The sequence below is a fragment of the Xanthomonas nasturtii genome (assembly GCF_001660815.1).
Taxonomy (GTDB): Bacteria; Pseudomonadota; Gammaproteobacteria; order Xanthomonadales; family Xanthomonadaceae; genus Xanthomonas; species Xanthomonas nasturtii.
On sequence record NZ_LYMI01000082.1, the window covers coordinates 1 to 1,419 of the forward strand.

The window sequence follows — 1,419 nt, forward strand, 5'->3', positions numbered from 1 at the left end:
CATCGGTGCCGGACTGAGCATGTTGGGCAATGCCAGCGACAGCTCAAGCAGCACGACCAAGAGCGATATCGCGGCTGGCACGATCCAAATCCGCAATGACGACGAGTCTGCGCTGGCAGGGTTGGATCGCAGTGCCACCGAGTTGCAGCAGTCTGGGCTGAAGGAGATTTTCGATCAGAAGAAGATCGAAGATCAAAAAGAGCTGATGGGGCTTGCTGGAGAGATTGGATTTCGGATAGCGGGTGATGTTGCCTCGGCTATGTATCAGAAAGCCCAGCTTGATTTGGCCAGCGCACCGGATGAAGCGTCGAAAGCTCAGGCACTGGCACGTCTGGACGCATGGAGCGATGGGGGTACGAACAAGATTTTGCTGCATGGCCTGACAGGTGCGGCGATTGCGGCACTCGGCGGCGAAAACGTTCTGCAAACAGCAGCTGGTGCAGCGGGTGCTGAAGCAGCCAAGGTTGCGATGTCGGATTATTTGGTCAAGAACGGCGTTACCGACCCAGCCACTTACAACGCACTCATGGAGCTAGGAAGTGCGTCGCTTGGTGGTATTGCGGGTGGGCAGGTTGGCGCAACAACCGCGCTGGCGGGAGATCAGTTCAATCGGCAGCTGCATCCTGATGAAGTGACATGGATTCGCCAGAACGCCGAAGCTTTCGCATTGCAGGAAGGCATTAGTGTCATTGAAGCGAAGCAGCGCCTGACTGTGGAAGCTGCGGCGCAAGTGGATGCAGTGATCGCAAAGAAGGTCGGTATCGCAAATATCGACACAGAAGCTCTTGCGTTTCTGAATTCAAATCAAAATCAATACAAGTGGGGTCAGGCCTTCAAGGCAACTGATGACGAGTATGCCAACTTTCACCAATATGGAAATATTCTTGCGAATAATCCTGATCAATTTCGCGGGGTATATAACGCTCTCGGCGCATCTGGAATAACAAAAGACTCCTTGCAGCAGGTATATCAGAGCGAGCTGTTGGCTTGGTCTACTGCGACGCGTGGGTCGGACGGTGTGGCCATGCTCGAGACGTTTACCGGTGATGTGGGGACGGCGGCAGGCATCATCCGTAATATTGCACAAGGCGACACCCAGGCTGCCGGTACGAGCATCGCTCTTGCGGCGATGCCGACAATTGTAGGCAAAACAGTTGGTCCCCTGTTGCGCCCACTGGCGAAGGCGGCTGACGAAACGCTTTGGCTAAATGGTCAGGTCATTAGTAGTACTTGGATGAATGCCAAGAATGAGCTGACTTGGATCAATCCACTGACTGGTGTAAAGGAAGCAGTGCCTGCAACGGCTAAAATTCATGTGGATCACGTTCTGCCACAAAATGCTATTCGGCAAACTGAAGGTTTTGATTATTTGCCAAAAAGCGTTCAGAATGAGATTCTGAAAGACCCTGCGAATCTGCA

The 1,419-nt window shown here is 53.1% G+C and carries 1 pseudogene; it reads left to right on the plus strand.

Annotated elements, in window-relative coordinates:
• Positions 1 to 19: 19 nt before the first annotated feature.
• Positions 20 to 1,419, plus strand: a pseudogene (locus tag A7D16_RS20175) (hemagglutinin repeat-containing protein); the annotation flags it as partial.